Below are 15,216 nucleotides of genomic sequence, written 5' to 3'. Positions count from 1 at the left end.
GGCGTTGCTGCACACAATTCTCCAATGTGTGAGTTTCCGTGCATTTGTAGAGGGTTTTCCTTTGAGAGGTTTGTTCCTGCTGATTGGGCTGATGATTTGTGTGTCCCCAATCAAGGCTATTGAGCCAAGCCCAAGGAATGCCTCGGGCCTTGGCGAGGCGTATGGGTTTGTGCTCGGACAAAATCTCACATTGCAACGAATTGCAGATGACTATCCCGACCTTGCACGCGAGGCTTTGCTGGCCAAACTTGAGTTTCAGAGAACATTTGGTGACATCCACGCAAATCTGGAGCCGAAACTGGTCGAGTTTTTAGGCGAGGAAGTGTTTAAAGCATTCAGGGCCAAACTCGAAAACCAGCTAATGGATATGGCCCAGGGTGAGGAGACTAGACGGATTCTCGCCGAGAACTTTCTGGAAGAAGTGCGCAACAGGGCAAGGGGTGATATCTATAGCCCGACTAAGGACAGGGCAGTTTCTGTTCAGTGCTCGGTCGGCGCACTTGAGAGTGACCATGAATTAGTCGAAGGTAGGTTCGCACGGGTTAAGCCGCTGTGTGCGCAGATATTTAATTCGGTGGTTATACCCGAGCTCTATCTAGCCCCGGAAAAACAGCGCGGTAAAATCGAAAGTGTGATGATGCCGACTAAGCCCTTGGATTACCGATCGAAATCAAGCAGTATTGCCTCTCTAAGCAATTGAAGCTGCCTACCTGTTAGCCTGCAACAATTACCTTTATTCAAAAGCTTGAAATTCTGCATACGGAATCCTGAGCAAATGAACCCACACATATTGGCAGCCATTCTGGCTGCCGTTTTTATGGGCACCATCGGGGCGATTTCCATCTACGCCGATGTCAGCGCTGAAACGGTAACCTTCTATCGCCTGTTCATTGGCGCCGTTTTGATGGCTGGCTTTCTTCTGTTTACTGGCCAGAAAGATAAGATGCTTGCATGGCCAGGCCTGAAGGTTTTGGTAACAGGCGGGTTCCTTGCGGGGTTTGTGGTTTTTTATATTGTAGCGATGAGCTATACGACTATGGCGAACGCTGTAATGTTGCTGTACCTGGCACCTGTAACCGCGTCTATTACTGCGCACTTCTTTATGGGCGAACGGCTAACAGGTTCCAGCACAGCATTGATCGGGGTGGCGTTGTTTGGCTTCGCGATGATGATGGAGTTTAACTTCAATCTCTCGGGGCGAATGGAGGAAGCAGTGGGTCTCTTTTACGCTCTGTGCGCCATGCTTTGTTATGCAGCCTTTATCGTGACCAACCGGTTGATTCCTGAGCAGGTGCATGTGCTGACACGCAGTGGCTATCAGATGCTGGTAGGTGCTTTGTGTATGCTGCCTTTTATGCTGCAACAGGGTGATAGCATTGTTGGCATGCAGTGGGGGTGGCTTGTTACAGCGGGTGTTGTCCCAGGATTTCTGGCTATTATGTTAGCCGTTGTAGCCTTGAAAGCACTCCCAACGGCTACTTATGGAACCTTGGCATACCTGGAGCCCATAACCGTGGTGGCGCTCGGGTGGTTTCTGTTTGGCCAAAGCCTGAACACGCTGCAGATGTCTGGCTGCGCGTTAATTATCGTCTCGGGCGTTATTCAGGCAGTGTTGTCGCAAAGAGACGCTAATTTTCAGCAGCCTATTTTAACAACAAGGACCAATCATGATTGAAGCGCTATTTCGGCGTGAAGGAGACTTTTTCGTTCCAACGCCTTCGAGTCGGGGCCCCTGGAGCCGACACCACCTGCATGGCGGGCCAGTGGTGGGATTGATGGCACATGCCATGGAGCATGCGTCGGATAACGCGAGCTTGAATTTAACGAGGCTTACTGTGGATCTGCTAAGGCCTGCACCGGATGCACCTCTAACGGTGACCACCCGGTTGGTTCGTGGCGGCTCGCGGCTTCAAATACTTGAGGCATCATTACTTGCTGGCGACACCAAGGTTGCTCGCGCAAGTGCCCTTTTTCTGGAGCACTCTCAGGTCGCCGTTCCGGAATACGGTCGCTTTTCGCCATCAGAATACGAACCTCCTGCAGGACCGGTTGAGGCAAACATATCGGAGGCAGCAGGTTGGACAAATCAATACAGTCCGGTGGGGCTCCATAGCACCGCCAAAGCTGTTCTCATCGATGGTGTTAAGGCTCAAGGTCAAGGCATTGCATGGATGAAGCTGCCGGTGCCTGTTGTGGAAGGCATCGAAACAAGCCCTGGCGTTATGGCTGCTACGCTTTGTGATTTTGGTAACGGTGTAGGTCAGTTGGGCTTGGGTGGTGATGTTGGTTGCATCAATGCTGATGCAACACTCTATCTTCATCGAATGCCAGTGGGGGAGTGGTTGGGGTTGGATGCTCGCAGCCGAATGCAAGATACAGCTGTTGGCCTTGTTGAAACCACTCTGTTCGACCGCCACGGCCCTGTGGGCAAAGTCATGCAGGCCATCATCCCCATGAGAATGCCTGGAGCTGAGGGCTAGCTTAAAGAGGCTGGCATATAGGGCCAGCCTCTTTCAATTTCTATTACTCAAACGTTCTTGAGCGAATTGAATCGGGTTTCAGGAAGGGTTTCTCACCTGTGTTTCTGTGATCCCCGAGCACGTGACCGTCAGTTTCCCTGGTCTGCCCGTACATTGAATGTTTATGGAAACGTGCCTCGGTATTTTTCAGGGTTTCTGCCACATCTCCCGTGTAACGGGGGTCCTGTGGGCGCTCCTGATTGCTCATGTAGTAAGCTATATCCCAGGATTCCTGATCGCTAAGGCTATTAGGCTGCCCTAAAGGCATGTTGTTCTTGATGAACCCGGCCGCAGTGAATATCCGCACAATTCCGGCTCCCCAGTTGTTAGACATATCACCCCAGGTTGCCGGAAAAACAGTCTCACTCCCCACGCGTAGCCCTTCACCATAGTTGCCATGGCAAACGGAGCACTTTTCTTCAAAGGCCGCTTCACCGCGAGCATAGCTTAGTTCTTCAGGGCGATCTGGTGCGGGGAACCCGCGGCCATAGATGGGCTGTTCCGGGTACATGGCGACGCCCTTGGCCAACCACTGGTGGTAAGCGGATATGGCAAGCATATTGTCGCTGCCATACTCTGGCGGCTTGCCGTTCATGGAGTAGGTGAAGCAGCCCGCAATTCGCTCTTCCAGGTTATTTACATGATCATTTTTACCACGGAAGTTCGGTAGCGTTACGGCTGCAGGCCACACAGGGGCGCTGAAGGGCATGCGGCCTTCACCCAAATGGCAACTGGAGCAGTTCATGTTGTTGAATACGTTCTCGCCACGCAGCTGTTGGGTGTTGGTGAACAGGTCGTAGCCGCGCCGGATAACACGCTTTAACTCCGGATGCAGTTTGGCGCTTTCGAGATCTTCCATCGTGGGCGGAATGTGCACCAGCTCGTTGCCCTTCGGGGCCGGGTAACCGAGTTCTGTCAGTGTGTCGATATACTGTTGGGTAGTTGTGTCTTTTGCAGATGCATTTACCGAAAGCAACAGGGTTCCAGACAGGGCGGCGTAACTCAATGTGCGAATCATGATGTCGGAATCCTCTTAGTTGCCCGCAGGGCTTTGGCTTGCGAGCCAAACGGCTACTGCGTGAATATCATCATCGCTCATCCGGCGGGCGATGGAGCCCATCAGGTCTTGGGTGTCATTCTTTCTGTTGCCTGCTTTCCAGGCTTGTAGCTGGGCTTCAATGTAACCGGCGTGTTGACCGGAGATGCCGGGGAAATCACCCCCGGCACCCTGGCTGTCCGAGCCATGACAGCTTTTGCACGAGACAATGTAAGCAGACCAATCACCACGTTCTGCAAGCTGCTGGCCGCGGTTGAGGGTTGCTTCATCTGCACCTTCACTGCCTTTACCTTGAGTTGCCGGGAGGCTGGCATAGTACGCGGCCACATCTTCGATCTGCTGCTCATCCAGCATACTGGCGAACGGTATCATGCTGGCATTGCTTCGGGCGCCGGATTTGTAGTCATGCAACTGCTTGGAAATGTAAGTTGCGCTCAACCCGGCCAAGCGTGGCCAGGATTCACCGCCTGCGATGTTCATGCCGCCGCCATCGGCCTGGTGGCAGGCCATGCACATGGCCGCAGATGCTGCGCCTCGCTCGGCGTCTGCTTCCGCAAACACCCAGGCCGAGCAGCTAGACAACCCAAATGCTGTCAGCAGTATCGGAATTTTTTTCATGGTCAATTAGCCTATTGGTAAACACTATCTGAGGATGGTGTATTTCTATGAATTTAGCCAAGATGCCTGTGATGAAAGAAATTATCTTGATAATTGTCAAAATAAAATGACTTGTATGCTGACAGGAGTGGGAGTCGAGCCCTACGAACAAATGTATTGTTGCCGCCAGTATTACCTTTCCGGAATATGTATTTTGAGTAAGGTAGGGCCGCCTTCGATGCCAAAGGCGTGTGTATCATGTACTTTAACCGGTAGTGTCATTTCCGCATTAACCTGCTGCAACCCGAAAGGTAACCTTGAATGAGAAAGCACAGCCTACTTGCAATCGCCATTGCGTTAGCGCCGTTAAGTGCTCAGGCAGACATCACCGCCGCAACTCTGTATCCATCCCACGCCGAGCTCACCTGGCTGGAGAGCGAGCAGGTAAGTTCAGGTGTAGGCATTATCGAAATCGATGGCTTGCCGGTTAGCCTGCAGGATCAGAGCCTTCAGGTAGTGCTTGAGGGAATTACCGGAGCCCGGATACAGCAGGTACAGATTAGCCGTGTGGAGCAGGCAGAGTTTGTGGCCGGTGAGACCCGCAGGCTCCGGGATGAGCTGGATATTGTTAATGCACGGATTCAGGCGCAAGAGGATTTGATAAAAGCCTGGAACCAACAGGTAACCCTTGCCAGCAAAGCCGCAGAACTGCCCCATGAGTTGAAGGCTTCCGAATTGAACGAGATGGCCGCTGCGTTGAAGGATACAACCCAGGGAGCATTGTCGGAGATCAGGGCTATTCGATCGGAAATGACTGGCGACGTAGCCTTGAGGGACCGTTTGATGCGGGATCTTGCTCAAATCAAGCAAGGTGCCAAGGCCACCAAGAAAGTGCGTGTGCATTACCAGGCACCGGTGACTGGTGAGCTTCAGGTAAAGCTCAAGTTTCAAACATTGGAGGCCAGCTGGCGCAGCGAATTCACTGCACGCCTCAAATCCGAGCTGGAAGGTAAGGCTGGTGGCGAAATGGCCCTGGAACATCTTGCAGTGGTGCAGCAATCAACAGGCACCAATTGGGAGGGTGTAGAGCTGCACCTTGCAACTGCCAATGTCCGCCGGGGAACCGCGATGCCACCACTATATTCCTGGGTCGTCAGCCCAGAGCCGCCTGAGGTATACAACACCAAGTCTTTAGCGCGCTCAGCAGATATGCAGGCTGAAATGGTAATGGCTAGCCCGGCTGTTGTGGAACGCCAGAGCACCTTCACTCAAAGTTATCGGCTGTCCCAGCCGGTGGACATTCCAAGTGGCAATTCCGGGCAGCGTTTGACGGTAGCGGAGCACCGCATTCCTGCTGAGGTTGCCACATGGGTCGCACCGGTAATGAACACGACCGGCTACCTGCATGCTACGGGCATATTCAAATCAGAGGCTCCGATTCCCGCAGGGCGAGTTACTCTTTACAGGGATGGCCAGAGCGTGGGAGAAAGCTATCTGCCGGAACTGACGGATGGCGAGGAGCTAACCTTGGGGTTCGGCGTGGATGAAGGCATCCGGGTAGCGGTAGTGAATGAGCTTGAGCGCACAGGCGAGGAAGGCGTGTGGAAGAGTGAAAATGTTCAGCGCCGGCAAAATCGTTTTGAGATCACCAACCATCACTCCAAAGCGGTAAATGTCCGGGTATTTGATCGGATTCCTGTATCCCAGAAAGACATCCTCACCGTTAAGCCCCTTGAGATAAGCGAGCCTGTTCAGCGGAATGTTGATGATAAAAAAGGCGTTTTGGCGTGGGATCGAGAGGTACCCGCAGGTGGAACCGTCAACCTGAAGTCCGGGTTCGAGATTCGGGTTCCTGAGGGAACCGAGCTGCCACGGCTTTGATCCCTGAATTCCAAGGGCACCTGCAGGCATGCCCTTGGAGTTAATGTGAATCTAATTTACTTCGGGTAGCCAGTGATATCCCGGATCTTCTGGTACAGCGGTTGCAGTTGCGGATACATGCGCAGGTAAACCTCGGAGTATAGCTTTTCGTAAAGGTTGCGTGCTTCGGGGTTGGGATGAAACACGTCCCCAACTCTTGTCATTGCGGCGACCGCTGTTTCAAAATCCGGGTGCAGGCCAAGGCCAACTGCGGCATCTATGGCCGCTCCCAACCCCGAGGTTTCATAGGTGTGGGGGCGCTCTGCGGGTAAGCCGAAAACGTCTGCCGTGAGTTGCATGGCTGCATCGCTCTGGGAGCCACCGCCGGCCACTCGAAGCTTGGTGATTTTGATACCGCTGCGCTTTTCAATTTTCTCTTTGCCTTCCCGGAGTGCGTAAGCCAGGCCTTCCAGGATCGCTCTGTAGATGTGCGAGCGGGTGTGAACATCACCAAACCCGATAATAGACCCTTTTGCTTCCGGCCCCGGTTGGCGCACGCCAGGTGACCAGTAGGGCTGCAACATCAGGCCCATGGAGCCGGCAGGCACGGACTTAACCAGCTCATCAAACAGTTCTTCAGGCTCTATGCCTCGCTTTTCGGCAATCTCCCGTTCCCTCAAACCGAATTCCCGCTTGAACCAGCTAACCATCCAGAATCCCCGATATATCATTACCTCGGTGGAATAGTGCCCGGGTCTTGCGGAAGGATAGGGCGGCATCAATTTAACCGGTTCCACATACCGCTTGTTGGTGGCATTGATGGTGGCGGTTGTTCCATAGCTCATGCAGCCAACATCAGGTGTGAGGCCTCCGGAACCAAGGATTTCACAGGCCTTGTCAGACGCAGCCGCAATTACCGGCAAACCTTCCGAAAGCCCAAGATGGATGGCCGCTTCTGCCGTGAGGTGGCCGAGAGTGGTGCCGGGGCTGACCAAATCTGGCAGCATGGACCTTTTGACGGGCATTACATCCCACTTGAAATCCCTTTTGGCGGCCCATCGGTGCCTTTTGTAATCAAAGGGCAGGTAACCCACCTGGCTGCCGGTAGAATCTTTAAATTCGCCTGTTAAACGGTAATTCAGGTATCCGGATAACAGAAGGAAGTGTCGGGTCTTTTTCCAGATTTCCGGTTGGTTCTGGGAAATCCAGTTCGCTTGTGTATTCTCTCGGAACCGTTTAACCGTGTCTTCAAGCCGCGCCAGTTTGAATATCCACCCCCAAGGACCTTTTACCGGGCCGTCAACCCGAGCATGGCGCTGATCCAGCCAGATAATTGCTGGCCGTAGCGGTTTGCCATGCTCGTCGAGGTTAATCACGGTGCCGCGCTGGGTGGTTACCGCGATTCCTGCCACTTGGTCGGGTGTTACATTTGTAGATGCCCAAAGTTCAACACAGGCTTTGCCAAGACTTTCCCAAAAGTACTCTGGATGCTGTTCCGCCCAGCCCGGCTGAACTGAGAAGTATGGCTCAATCTCTTGTCGACCCTTGGCAATCAGGTTGCCTTTGGTATCGAAGAGCAGGGCGCGAATGCTTTGAGTGCCGTTATCAATGGCTAAAATCAGTGGGTCAGGCTGCATGCTTTGGCTCCGGCCGTCCCGGGAGGGAGTAGGCCTCACTCCAGAGTGCCAGATACCTGGCTTCTTCGGCATGCCAATGTTCGTCATCCCAGTTAAGAGCGCTTTGGCAATGTTGTTTCAGTGCTGGTAACAGCGCTTTGCCGCCTTCGGGGACTATCAGCCCAAGCCGGGTGCGGCGCAGCATAAGATCGTCCAGGTGTTTGACATCTTCCTGCAAGCAGGCCCATGTAACCTCGGCCCACAACAGTTCGCCCGGGATTGAGGCTAGGCCACTACTATTACTTACAGGGACAGCGGGGCCGGCTTTAAGTACGGAGGCCAGATCTGCACCATAAAAACCGGTGAGGCGTTGCCAATTCTGATGGGTGATGCCCCCGGGCTTGTGAGCCACTGGCGTTGGTCTGAATACCGCATCTTTCTCGGGGCGCAGTTTCTCGTTACCGCCGAGGCCTCTTGTGAGAGCTTCTCTTGCGATCAAGCGGAAGGTGGTGAGTTTGCCGCCCGCGATACTTATAAGGCCTTTGTCCTCACGGAACTCATGCTCCCGGCTTTCTTTGGACGGTGCTTTTGACTGGGCATTCCCGATAGCAGGTTTTGGCGCTGCGGTAACGACCGGCCTTACACCAGCCCAGGTTGAGATCACATCGTCTTTTGAAATACCGGCACCGGGAAACAGGCTGTTGGAAATACGCAAAAGGTAATCAACTTCCTCAGCTGAAATGCGCGGTTCTCTATCCAGGCTGTCTGTATGGTCTAGATCAGTTGTGCCCAACACTGTAGTGCCGGCCCAAGGGAAGGCAAAAACAGGGCGTTTGTCATCCGGGTGGAGCAAGGAAACAGTGCAGGAAATGGGCAGAGTTTTCCACGGGAGGACAAGATGGCTGCCACGAAGGGGACGAATCGTCATCGGCTGCTCGCCGTTGTCGGATTGCTGCAGTCGGTCTGCCCACACACCGGTGGCGTTGATAACCACAGGTGTATCAACCGCAAAGGTGTTCGCATCGTCTTCAGCTTTAAGTTCAAGCCCACTGACTTTTCCATTCGTGCGGAGTACTTGCACGGCCTTAACGTAGTTGAGGCACCATGCGCCGTCCTGGCGGGCTTCTGAAATTACTCGTTGTACAAGCCTGGCGTCGTCTGTGACAGCATCAGTAAAGCCACTGGCACCTATCATTTTTTGCATATTCAGGCCGGGCACCCACTGCATGGTTTCACCCGGGGTCAGCAAATGGCGGGATTTGGAATGGGCTATCCAGTCATAAACACGAAGCAGTATCTGAAACAGCCGGGGCCCGGGAAACTGGCGCTGAAAGTGGGGCATGATAAAGCGCAGGGGATCAATGAGCCCCGGCGCTTCTGTCATCAACCGCTGGCGCTCAGTTACAGCATCGCGAGTCAGACCGTATTGGCCGCTGCCAAGATACCTCAGGCCACCGTGAACCATTTTTGAGGATCGGCTGGAGGTGCCCCATGCAAAATCTTTTTGTTCAACCAGCAAGGTTTTCAGGCCGCTGCCTGCAGCCTCCCGTGCTATGCCTGCACCCGTAATGCCGCCCCCAATCACAACCACATCAAAGGCTTGGGGGCTACTCTTAAGTTCGCGTAGCAATGCGTCTCGGCGGTTCATCGGGGGCGCTCCGCTCATTCGATCAAGGTTTTCGGGTTGAGCATGCCTTCGGGGTCGAAGGTGGTGCATAAAGACCGAATCGCCAGCATTCCAAGTTCACCTTTTTCAATCGGCAGGAAGGGCGCGTGGTCTTTGCCAACTCCGTGCTGATGGCTGATGGTGCCACGGTTGCGCACGATAAGTTCAGAGGTGGTGTTCTTCAGGTGTTTCCAGCGGGCCAGAGTTTCGTCGTAGCTGTCTGCAACCCGGAATACGTAGGTTGTGTAAATGCTGCAGCCCTGTCCATAAAAGTGCGACAAATGAGTGAATACATGAGCCCTTTCGTTTTTGCTTTCTTCCCGGCTCTGCAAACTGGTGCGAAGGCTGTTTTCCATCAGGCCTAGCAGACTGTCTACGTTTTCCCAGTCGGTCGCTGTTTCAAGCGTGTCCACCGCGTAGCCCAGCTGCCATAGTGCCTCTCTGAGGTAGGGCATGGTAAAACGCTTTTCCGACCATTTCTTGCCAAGCCGGGTACCGGTGTACACACCTTTGTACTCCGAGCAGATGCGTTTTGCCTCCTGTTTGGCGCTGGCACATTGATGTTTGCTGCCAGTCAGCCCGAAGGTCATCATGCATTTGCCTTCAGCAGCTCCGCGCAGGGACAGAACTTTTTCCATCACACCGATAAGGTGAGGGTGCCCGGCCAGTGCAAGTTGAGTTTCTGTTTCAATGGCATTGCTGAGGCGCAGCATGGAAAGCTGTGTGCGGTTTTGAACCAGCTTGCGACATGCGGTGCGTGCTTTGTCCCAATCCGGGAAAAACACAACGTGAAAGCTTTCCTGTTCTGCCAGGCGGCTAACCCGAACTTTCACCTCAGTAATCAACCCAACCCGACCTTCGGAACCCAGGATCATCTCGCGAATGTCCGGCCCGGCACTTGAGGCTGGAATGGATGGAATGTCGAGCGTGCCTTTCAGTGTTTCAACTCGAGCGCCTGCAAACAGCTGTTCAATTCTGCCATAGCGCAGGGATTGCTGGCCGCTTGAACGGGTAGCTACCCAACCGCCTACGGTAGAGAGTTCGAACGACTGGGGGAAGTGGCCAAGAGTGTAGCCGTGAGCGCGCAGTTGCGACTCAACCAGTGGGCCTGGAGTGCCAGCACCGAACGTTGCAATCTGGCTTTCCCGGTCAAGATCCATAAGGCGGTTCATTCTGCCCATGTCTACAGTAAGTACGGGCTTGTCGCCAGCTAGCGGGTTGATGTGCCCGGCAACGCTGGTACCACCACCGTATGGGATAACATCGATTTTGTTGGCTTGTGCATACTGGAGCAGCTTCTGTACGTCCAGACTGCTTTCAGGGCGGGCAACGCCATCGGGGAAAACCTTGAATTCGCCACTGCGCATGGCTAACCAGTCATCAAGACTCTGGCCACGGGAATAGCGAACACGAGTATCGGGGGTGGTGTCGATCAAGGCGTCAACGGTGGCGTCAGCCGGAAGACGTGAGTCAGGAACCTTGGCGCAGACAGACTCAAGGGTGGCTTCACTCAGAGGTTGGCTTGCCCCTATGCGCTCTGAAAGAAAGCCCTGGCCCTGTGCGGGAAGCTCCAGGCTGAATTGTTCATCGCCCCAACCGTTCCAACGTCGCATCAACATACACTCCCGTTATCAATTGAATAGCGTTCATTCTATCGATTTATCGGGCGGGTACACTGTCCCATGGCGACATTGGTTGTGTCATTTGCCGCCATGAACACTAACACTGGAAATCTGCTAGCCGTTGGTGCGCAGACGTTCTCTGAGTTGCTCAAGGCGTTTGCGGATTTCTTCCCGGCGGGGCTGATCATTCGCTGCAGGCGTCGCTGGGGTGGGCAGGCTGGAAGTGCTTGGTGTCTCGGCTGGACCTTCAGCTTGGTCAAGGTCGTCCGCACCGGCGGAGAAGGTCATACCGGAACGATCGTCAGGCTCTGGAAAATAAAGGTTTTCCAGTTTTCCGCCGCGATCCAGAATTACGCGGTTTGGATGAACAGAGCGAAGTTTGGCGTTGCCGGGCAATTCATCGCCCACAAGAAAAACATCTGTTTTGCTTTTGTCATTCTCGATGAGGGCGCTGCCCGGGAATTCGCCGTCGGCTGCCAGAACCCCCCGGAGAAAGATTCTCAGATTGGTTTCTGGCAAATCCTCAGTGCTTTCTTCAGCCTCGATCTGGCCGATTTGCGCTGTGCCAAACAGTTCCAAAGATGCTAGCGGTAATTTGGGTGTATTACGCTTATCTTCCAGAGGTTGTGTGACAGCCGTTTTCCCCTGTGGGGCAATGTTGCTTTGGGTTTGCCAGAACCCATAGCTCTGCCATGCGGTAACGCCCACCATGGCCAACCCTGCGACAATGGCCAGTGCGGGTGGAACCTTTGGGTTTATAGAGAGCATTGATTGTCCTGAATGCACGTTCGCAAGCTGCCAAATACCGTTGATCATTAAAGGCAGGCTGAGAACCACTGCCGTGAAAACGCTGAAAGTACCACAGGTTATCAGAATAACGTCTTTTATTGGGAGTATAGTGTACAGGGTTATTCAGCAGGCCTATATCCTGTGGTAGCCTTCTCTGATCCTATAAAACAGAAAGGGTTTCAGAGTGTGCGCGTGCGCACAAAACCCCGATTGCCCGATAATAACGAGGACAACCTTGACCACAGAAACCGAACTTCAGCCGCAGGATGCTCCGCTGGGTCGTCTGCCCTTTACCTTTGCAAAGCGCAACGGCGTAATTCTGACGCGCTCAGAAGAAGGCAACCCGGTTATTCTGGTCAGGCCCGGTGCTCCTCACTCTGCATTGGCAGAAGCCAACCGCATCAGCGGCGGCCGTGCCCGGTTTACGACCATCGATCCAAATCACTTTGATCATGCGCTGAATGCCGCGTATCAGAACGACTCTGCCGAAGCCATGCAAATGGTAGAGGGGATTGGTGATGATATGGATTTGGCGTCCCTTGCCGATTCGGTACCGGAAACGGAAGACCTTTTGGAGCAAGAAGACGACGCACCGATAATCCGACTGATCAACGCGATTCTCACTGAGGCCGTAAAAAGCAGTGCCTCGGACGTGCACATTGAAACCTATGAGAAACGCCTGGTGGTTCGGTTTCGTGTAGATGGTGTTTTACGGGAGGTTGTACAGCCAAAGCGGGCATTGGCACCTTTACTGGTTTCCCGGATCAAGGTTATGGCAAAGCTGGATATCGCCGAAAAGCGGGTACCGCAGGACGGACGGATTGCTCTGAGGGTAGCAGGCCGTGAAGTCGATATTCGCGTATCCACAATGCCTTCATCCAGTGGTGAGCGGGTTGTGTTGCGATTGCTGGACAAGCAGGCGGGCGCTATTCACCTGGAATCTCTGGGCATGGCCCCGGATGATTTGAAAATCCTGCGTAAGCTGATTCACCGGCCATACGGCATTTTGCTGGTTACAGGGCCGACGGGTTCGGGTAAATCCACAACGCTCTATGCCTCATTGCAGGAAATAAATGATCGTAGTCGCAATATCCTGACGGTTGAGGACCCTATTGAGTATAACCTGCCGGGCATTGGACAAACCCAGGTAAACCCGAAGGTTGAAATGACCTTTGCACGAGGTTTGCGAGCGATTCTCCGTCAAGACCCGGATGTGGTAATGATTGGTGAAATCCGGGATCTCGAAACGGCTGAAATTGCCGTCCAGGCCAGCCTCACTGGCCACCTTGTGCTATCCACACTGCACACCAATACTGCGGTAGGCGCCATTACACGCCTCATGGATATGGGCATTGAGCCCTTCCTGATTTCATCAAGTCTGGTTGGAATCGTGGCTCAGCGCCTTGTAAGAGTCCTGTGCAAAGAGTGTCGCGAGGCCTACACACCAACTGAAGAGCATTGTGCATTCTTGCAGCAGGACTTTTCGAGACCTCCAACCATATACCGGGCTAAAGGGTGCGAGGAATGTAATCACCTGGGTTACCGCGGGCGGATTGGTATTTATGAGGTGGTAGAAATAACTGAGGAGATCAGCGCCTTGATTCACAAGCGTGCGGGTGAGTTGGATCTGGAGCGCGAAGCCCGTATTAAAGGCCCGAGTATTCACTCAGACGGTGTCCGAAAGATCCTGGAAGGTATTACCACGGTGGAAGAGGTGCTCCGTGTAACGCACCGGGGCCAGTAAGCCATGCCTGCCTACGAATACAAGGCCCTGGATGCAAAGGGCAAACAAAGACAGGGAGTAGTCGAGGCCGACGCACCACGTGCTGTGCGCCAGCAACTCAGGGAAAAGGGCCTTATACCACTTGCGGTTGAGCCGGCCGTACAGAAGCGCACCCCGACTAACCCCTTAAGCAGTGGAGGTTCGTTAGCCGCTGCAGATCTTGCACTGGTCACACGCCAACTGGCAACCTTGATCCAGTCTGGTATCCCTATTGAACAGGCGCTATCGGCTGCGGCTCAGCAAACCGCAAAGCCACGTATCCGCAGCATGCTCATCGCCATCCGTGCGAAAGTCATGGAAGGCTATACGTTGGCAGATAGCCTTGGAGAATTTCCGAAAGCCTTCCCGCGTCTTTACCGCTCAACCGTTGCAGCCGGGGAGCATGCAGGGCATCTGGATCTTGTACTTAACCGGCTGGCGGATTACACCGAGAACCGTCAGGAAGCGCGTCAGAAAATCCAGCTGGCAGCAATCTATCCAATTATTCTGAGTTTTGTGGCGATTGCCATTGTGGTGTTCCTGCTGACATATGTGGTGCCGGATATCATTGATGTGTTTCTCAAGCAGGGCCAGGAATTGCCAGCTCTTACACAAGCTATGTTGGCTATGTCGGAATTTCTTACCAGTTACGGTGTCTATGTCTTTGTTCTTCTGGTTTTAGCGATTATGGCGTTCCGTTTCGCATTAACCAAAGCGGCATTCCGGATGCGTTTTCATAAACGCCTGCTGCATTTGCCGTTGTTTTCCGGCATGGTTCGCGGGGTAAACACAGCCCGATATGCGAGTACACTTAGCATCCTGACAACCAGTGGTGTGCCTCTGGTGGATGCCATGAGAATTGCGGGCGAGGTGCTATCCAATGATTATTTACGACAGCAGCTACGGGAAGCAGCCCGCAAAGTTAGTGAGGGCGGTTCCTTGCATCGGGCATTGGATCAGTCCGGCTATTTTCCGCCGATGATGTTGCACATGATTGCGAGTGGAGAAGCCAGCGGTGAGTTGGATAGCATGTTGGAGCGCACCGCCAATATGCAGGAAAAGACACTGCAAGCCAAAATTGCCGCCATCGTTGGGCTTTTTGAGCCCATGATGCTGTTGATTATGGGCGTGGTCGTTCTGATCATTGTGATGGCCATAATGCTACCCATACTGAATATGAGTAATCTTGTCGGATAGTGCTGAAGCTTGACAATTAATCTATATAAACCAAAGCTTTAACTAACCTTTTTAAACCAAAATAAAGAGAGTGACGTAAAGACGATGAAACAACTGAATAAACTAACATCCAGCCGGGGTTTCACCCTTATCGAAATCATGGTTGTCATGGTCATTCTTGGCCTGTTGGTGGCCGTTGTGGCGCCGAACATTATGGGCCGGAGTGACCAGGCGAAGGTGACTATTGCTGAAACCCAGCTGAAGAACCTTGCGGGAGCGTTGGACATGTACCGACTGGACAACAGCCATTATCCCTCCACACAACAGGGCCTGGATGCATTGGTATCTCGCCCGAGCGGTAGCCCTGAACCTAAGAACTGGAACCCCGATGGCTATATGAAAAGTGTACCCATGGATCCGTGGGGCAACGAATTTCAGTACGTGAGCCCGGGCAGGGATGGCGCCTACGACCTCTACTCCAAAGGATCTGATGGTCAGGACGGCGGTGACGGCGACGCTGCAGACATCAGCGTATCGAATATCGGCAATTAA

At 53.5% G+C, this 15,216-nt stretch carries 13 protein-coding genes; 7 read left to right on the top strand and 6 right to left on the bottom strand.

From position 1 onward, the window contains the following. The first annotated feature begins 70 nt into the window (after nucleotides 1-70). The 3 genes from RKA07_RS09660 to RKA07_RS09650 all read left to right on the top strand — a co-directional run bounded on the left by RKA07_RS09660 (nucleotide 71) and on the right by RKA07_RS09650 (nucleotide 2,480). Entirely contained in the window at nucleotides 71-700 is a 630-nt protein-coding gene (locus RKA07_RS09660; protein ID WP_200371376.1) for a hypothetical protein, read from the top strand. A 75-nt stretch (nucleotides 701-775) separates the two neighbouring features. Next, a complete protein-coding gene (locus tag RKA07_RS09655; protein WP_200371378.1) occupies nucleotides 776-1,675 on the top strand; it encodes a DMT family transporter in 900 nt (299 codons plus the stop codon). Beyond that, nucleotides 1,668-2,480 carry a thioesterase family protein gene (locus RKA07_RS09650; protein ID WP_200371380.1) on the top strand — a complete coding sequence of 271 codons (813 nt, stop codon included), beginning with the start codon at nucleotides 1,668-1,670 and terminating at the stop codon, nucleotides 2,478-2,480. The genes RKA07_RS09655 and RKA07_RS09650 overlap by 8 nt, the downstream gene beginning before the upstream one ends. A 43-nt stretch (nucleotides 2,481-2,523) precedes the next feature. Here RKA07_RS09650 and RKA07_RS09645 read toward each other — a convergent pair whose 3' ends face one another. Together RKA07_RS09645 and RKA07_RS09640 are read right to left on the bottom strand one after the other, a co-directional pair. After that, on the bottom strand, nucleotides 2,524-3,537 hold the full coding sequence (locus tag RKA07_RS09645) for a c-type cytochrome (protein WP_200371382.1): 1,014 nt from the start codon (nucleotides 3,535-3,537) through the stop codon (nucleotides 2,524-2,526). 15 nt (nucleotides 3,538-3,552) lie between these two features. Continuing rightward, a complete protein-coding gene (locus RKA07_RS09640) occupies nucleotides 3,553-4,194 on the bottom strand; it encodes a c-type cytochrome (RefSeq protein WP_200371384.1) in 642 nt (213 codons plus the stop codon). Nucleotides 4,195-4,494: 300 nt separating this feature from the next. Here RKA07_RS09640 and RKA07_RS09635 point away from each other — a divergent pair, with 300 nt between their 5' ends. Further along, complete coding sequence (locus tag RKA07_RS09635) at nucleotides 4,495-6,054, top strand: DUF4139 domain-containing protein (RefSeq protein WP_200204678.1); 1,560 nt, start codon at nucleotides 4,495-4,497, stop codon at nucleotides 6,052-6,054. A 56-nt stretch (nucleotides 6,055-6,110) separates the two neighbouring features. Here RKA07_RS09635 and RKA07_RS09630 read toward each other — a convergent pair whose 3' ends face one another. The 4 genes from RKA07_RS09630 to RKA07_RS09615 all read right to left on the bottom strand — a co-directional run bounded on the left by RKA07_RS09630 (nucleotide 6,111) and on the right by RKA07_RS09615 (nucleotide 11,705). Next, on the bottom strand, nucleotides 6,111-7,670 hold the full coding sequence (locus RKA07_RS09630; protein WP_200371386.1) for an FGGY-family carbohydrate kinase: 1,560 nt from the start codon (nucleotides 7,668-7,670) through the stop codon (nucleotides 6,111-6,113). After that, nucleotides 7,660-9,297 (bottom strand): glycerol-3-phosphate dehydrogenase/oxidase, encoded by a 1,638-nt coding sequence (locus tag RKA07_RS09625; protein WP_200371388.1) that lies wholly within the window; start codon nucleotides 9,295-9,297, stop codon nucleotides 7,660-7,662. Before RKA07_RS09625 ends, RKA07_RS09630 begins: the two co-directional genes overlap by 11 nt. A gap of 14 nt (nucleotides 9,298-9,311) precedes the next feature. After that, a complete protein-coding gene (locus tag RKA07_RS09620) occupies nucleotides 9,312-10,928 on the bottom strand; it encodes an FAD-binding oxidoreductase (protein WP_200371390.1) in 1,617 nt (538 codons plus the stop codon). Between the two features lie 123 nt (nucleotides 10,929-11,051). Continuing rightward, nucleotides 11,052-11,705: a type II secretion system protein N gene (locus RKA07_RS09615; RefSeq protein WP_200371392.1), complete on the bottom strand. Its 654-nt coding sequence runs from the start codon at nucleotides 11,703-11,705 to the stop codon at nucleotides 11,052-11,054. A gap of 256 nt (nucleotides 11,706-11,961) precedes the next feature. On the opposite strand from RKA07_RS09615, the gene gspE reads away from it, so the two are divergent. The 3 genes from gspE (at nucleotide 11,962) to gspG (ending at nucleotide 15,216) form a co-directional block, all read left to right on the top strand. Continuing rightward, a complete protein-coding gene (gene gspE, locus RKA07_RS09610) occupies nucleotides 11,962-13,470 on the top strand; it encodes a type II secretion system ATPase GspE (RefSeq protein WP_200204673.1) in 1,509 nt (502 codons plus the stop codon). 3 nt (nucleotides 13,471-13,473) lie between these two features. Beyond that, the gene (gene gspF, locus RKA07_RS09605; protein WP_200371400.1) at nucleotides 13,474-14,685 is read left to right on the top strand and encodes a type II secretion system inner membrane protein GspF; all 1,212 of its coding nucleotides are present in this window, start codon (nucleotides 13,474-13,476) and stop codon (nucleotides 14,683-14,685) included. 84 nt (nucleotides 14,686-14,769) lie between these two features. Next, nucleotides 14,770-15,216: a type II secretion system major pseudopilin GspG gene (gene gspG, locus RKA07_RS09600; RefSeq protein WP_200204671.1), complete on the top strand. Its 447-nt coding sequence runs from the start codon at nucleotides 14,770-14,772 to the stop codon at nucleotides 15,214-15,216.

It is taken from the genome of Marinobacter xiaoshiensis (assembly GCF_031631795.1).
In the GTDB taxonomy this organism is placed as follows: Bacteria; Pseudomonadota; Gammaproteobacteria; order Pseudomonadales; family Oleiphilaceae; genus Marinobacter; species Marinobacter xiaoshiensis.
This window is presented reverse-complemented; position numbering and strand designations above follow the sequence as displayed.

Bases quoted from the DNA above. Each gene is read 5' to 3' on its own strand.
- RKA07_RS09655 (WP_200371378.1), top strand. From the start codon at position 776: ATGAACCCACACATATTGGCAGCCATTCTGGCTGCCGTTTTTATGGGC.
- RKA07_RS09650 (WP_200371380.1), top strand. From the start codon at position 1,668: ATGATTGAAGCGCTATTTCGGCGTGAAGGAGACTTTTTCGTTCCAACG.
- RKA07_RS09645 (WP_200371382.1), bottom strand. From the start codon at position 3,537: ATGATTCGCACATTGAGTTACGCCGCCCTGTCTGGAACCCTGTTGCTT.
- RKA07_RS09640 (WP_200371384.1), bottom strand. From the start codon at position 4,194: ATGAAAAAAATTCCGATACTGCTGACAGCATTTGGGTTGTCTAGCTGC.
- RKA07_RS09635 (WP_200204678.1), top strand. From the start codon at position 4,495: ATGAGAAAGCACAGCCTACTTGCAATCGCCATTGCGTTAGCGCCGTTA.
- RKA07_RS09630 (WP_200371386.1), bottom strand. From the start codon at position 7,670: ATGCAGCCTGACCCACTGATTTTAGCCATTGATAACGGCACTCAAAGC.
- RKA07_RS09625 (WP_200371388.1), bottom strand. From the start codon at position 9,297: ATGAACCGCCGAGACGCATTGCTACGCGAACTTAAGAGTAGCCCCCAA.
- RKA07_RS09620 (WP_200371390.1), bottom strand. From the start codon at position 10,928: ATGCGACGTTGGAACGGTTGGGGCGATGAACAATTCAGCCTGGAGCTT.
- RKA07_RS09615 (WP_200371392.1), bottom strand. From the start codon at position 11,705: ATGCTCTCTATAAACCCAAAGGTTCCACCCGCACTGGCCATTGTCGCA.
- gspF (WP_200371400.1), top strand. From the start codon at position 13,474: ATGCCTGCCTACGAATACAAGGCCCTGGATGCAAAGGGCAAACAAAGA.
- gspG (WP_200204671.1), top strand. From the start codon at position 14,770: ATGAAACAACTGAATAAACTAACATCCAGCCGGGGTTTCACCCTTATC.